3 protein-coding genes and 1 pseudogene are annotated in these 2603 nt (G+C 53.1%); 3 read left to right on the top strand and 1 reads right to left on the bottom strand.

The window, feature by feature from the left end; all coding sequences use genetic code 11:
- Positions 1-403: 403 nt before the first annotated feature.
- Positions 404-574 (bottom strand): annotated as a pseudogene (locus F0155_RS23010) (integrase core domain-containing protein); the annotation flags it as partial.
- Between F0155_RS23010 and F0155_RS23005 the strand changes: the two are divergent.
- The 3 genes from F0155_RS23005 to nusG all read left to right on the top strand — a co-directional run bounded on the left by F0155_RS23005 (position 509) and on the right by nusG (position 2546).
- Positions 509-1009, top strand: coding sequence for a transposase (locus F0155_RS23005; protein ID WP_208999425.1), 501 nt, complete (start codon positions 509-511; stop codon positions 1007-1009). The pseudogene F0155_RS23010 and the gene F0155_RS23005 sit on opposite strands and share 66 nt — an antisense overlap.
- Positions 1010-1395: 386 nt before the next feature.
- Positions 1396-2010 carry a winged helix-turn-helix transcriptional regulator gene (locus F0155_RS22995; protein ID WP_150526903.1) on the top strand — a complete coding sequence of 205 codons (615 nt, stop codon included), beginning with the start codon at positions 1396-1398 and terminating at the stop codon, positions 2008-2010.
- Positions 2007-2546 carry a transcription termination/antitermination protein NusG gene (gene nusG / locus F0155_RS22990; RefSeq protein WP_150526902.1) on the top strand — a complete coding sequence of 180 codons (540 nt, stop codon included), beginning with the start codon at positions 2007-2009 and terminating at the stop codon, positions 2544-2546. Before F0155_RS22995 ends, nusG begins: the two co-directional genes overlap by 4 nt.
- Positions 2547-2603: the final 57 nt, after the last annotated feature.

Here is a 2603-nt window from a genome sequence, read left to right as displayed (position 1 = left end):
CTGAAGCACAAAGAAAACCCTTGCAAAAACGGAGCTGTCCACAAATGGCAATGCCGGCCTAACAGCACAAACCTGAAAGCTGCCTTTTGCCAAGTCGATCGCCGAAATACTGATCTTTGTTGTCATCGATATGCCCTCCACTAAGCGAATATAGAACCGTCATGGTATCCGATGCCGGCGAGCGGGGGCATCCACCGCATCAGTTCAGTGCTCACCTCTTTGTGCTATACTTGATGGTTTAAAATATGTGTTGTCCGAGGCTTTCATGACGGACAAATCTGATATATCTACTTTTAAACAATTAATCAGATATTCTGGTAAAAAATAACTGGCAGATAGTCATTTTATTAATTCCCTTGCTAAGCTTACTGATCAGCCCCACCTGAGTGGTCCATCCTGATTGTTAGTGCATGGCCGATCTGCGGTCCATATGAACGATTGTTTCGGGAGCCGGCGGACGGTAGCCTAATGCACTGTGTGGTCTCTTGGTATTGTAGTGTTTCCTCCATTGTTCGATCAAAATTTGCGCTTCACGCAGCTGGTAGAAGATTTCGCCGTCGAGCAGTTCGTCGCGGTGAAAAGCGTCGAGACGCAGGGTCGCGCAGTCGCTTTTCGTACCTACCAATGTCTTGTGCGGCAGAGAACGCAGCTGATCAACGCGCTTCGTGGTCATCTGGCCGAGTTCGATCTCGTGGCACCGAAGGGGCTGGCAAGCCTTAAAGTGCTGGAGGACGCCCTGAAGGACAAGGCCAATGATCTGCCATTCGTAGTGCGAGAGATGGGCACGATTTATCTCGATCAGATCGCGCGGATTAGGGAGGTGATAGAGCGGCTGGCGGACGAACTTGAGACAGCGTCAAAGACGGACATGGAGTTGCGAAGGCTCTGCACGATACCGGGATTCGGACCAGTGACGGCAGGTGCAGTCGCGGCTGTCGCGTTCGCGAACAAGATGGCGCGTATGATCTGGGCCTTGAGCGTGAAGAAGGAAGACTATCGAATGGCGTGACCGGCGCCCTGTAGGGGAAACGGCGCGACATGGCCGCAAGGCCTGGGTGAGTGATCGACGAGGAGTAAGCGACACGGACTTCGAAGTTCAAGGCAGGGACATTCAGACCCGGGGCTCGAGCGCTTGCAGCTCTCTGAACCGATGTGAACCCAACTTTCCGAACAGCATACCGGCCCGTGGCGTCATCGAAGGCCAAAACATGAACAGGCTAGCATATGAATGGGTACATTCAGGGGAGCACGTCAGTGGCGGCATAATCGAGGCGGAAATCCACTTAACGAAACAACCGAAACTGTTCAGGCAAACCGAGCCACCTCTGACAGTATTGACCGTAGTTCGCAGGTGCGATAGTTGTTCATCTATTGAACGTTGCGTGGGAAGTGCCAATGGCCGACCAAGAGGTTTTGCGCAGAATCCTAAGTGAGGTCGAACGTGATCCGGCGATTTCTCAAAGGTCGTTGGCCGAAGAAATTGGAATATCGGTCGGCTTGATCAATTGGCATATCAAACGCTGTGTGTCGAAGGGATTGATTAAGCTGGGTCAGGTGCCCACTCATCGCTATCTCTATTACTTGACGCCAGCTGGGTTCTCCGAAAAGGCTGAGCTAACGACCCGATATCTCAAAGTATCCTTCGACATCTTTCGACTTGGTCGCGAACAATACGGCGCGTTGATTGGGCAATGCCGGGACCATGGCTGGCGACGTATTGTGCTGATCGGGCATACTGAGCTGACTGAACTCGCTCTAATGGTCGCTGGCGGCTTCTCCGAGATCAAGGTCGTCGGCATCATAAATGGTACAACCCCGGTCACCAGCCGAGGGGCAATACCTGTCTTCGCAGCTCCCCAAATGTTGAAGCACAAGACGGCGGATAAGGTTGATGCCGCAATTGTGTGTCACTTTTTGGCACCGAGCGAGCAGACGATAGATCACGGCATGATCATCACCTCGCTCGGGCTCGACCAGACACGGTTGTTAACTCCGGAGTTTCTAGCATGACCTCCACTTCGGCCAACAAGGGCTCTGAATACTTCGGCTGGATTGCTCTGTACACCAAGCCGAACCTTGAAGGAACTGCTGTCAAAAATGTTGAACGTCAAGGCTACCAAGCCTATTGTCCGATGGTTATGCGCCGACGCAGCCATGCTCGTCAAGTCGACATAGTTCGCCGACCGTTGTTTCCATGCTACGTGTTCGTACGGATCGACGGATGCAGAGCGCGGTGGCGACCGTTGTTGTCGACTATTGGGGTGCGTTCCGTAGTGCGCTTTGGCGAGCAGCTTGGTTTTTTGCCGGAAGGGTTGGTGGAAGATCTGCAAACCTACGAGCAAGCGAATCTGCTGCAGCAACAGAATACACCACAATTCGAGCCTGGCGAATCGGTGCGGGTAACTGACGGGCTATTCCAGAACCTTATTGCCGAAGTACTATCTACGAGCGAAAACAATCGTGTGTGGCTGCTGCTTGACATCATGGGCCGCGCCGTCCGCAGCCAGCACGACGCGTGGCATGTCCAGAGCTGCCGCACTAGGTGACCGACTCATAAGTTCGCAGCCAGATGCGGATTGAAGCGAGTTGGACAGAGGCGAGAA

Origin of the sequence: Roseibium sediminis (genome assembly GCF_008711325.1) — a bacterium.
GTDB classification, from domain to species: Bacteria; Pseudomonadota; Alphaproteobacteria; order Rhizobiales; family Stappiaceae; genus Roseibium; species Roseibium sediminis.
This window is presented reverse-complemented; position numbering and strand designations above follow the sequence as displayed.

Bases quoted from the DNA above. Each gene is read 5' to 3' on its own strand.
- F0155_RS22995 (WP_150526903.1), top strand. From the start codon at position 1,396: ATGGCCGACCAAGAGGTTTTGCGCAGAATCCTAAGTGAGGTCGAACGT.
- nusG (WP_150526902.1), top strand. From the start codon at position 2,007: ATGACCTCCACTTCGGCCAACAAGGGCTCTGAATACTTCGGCTGGATT.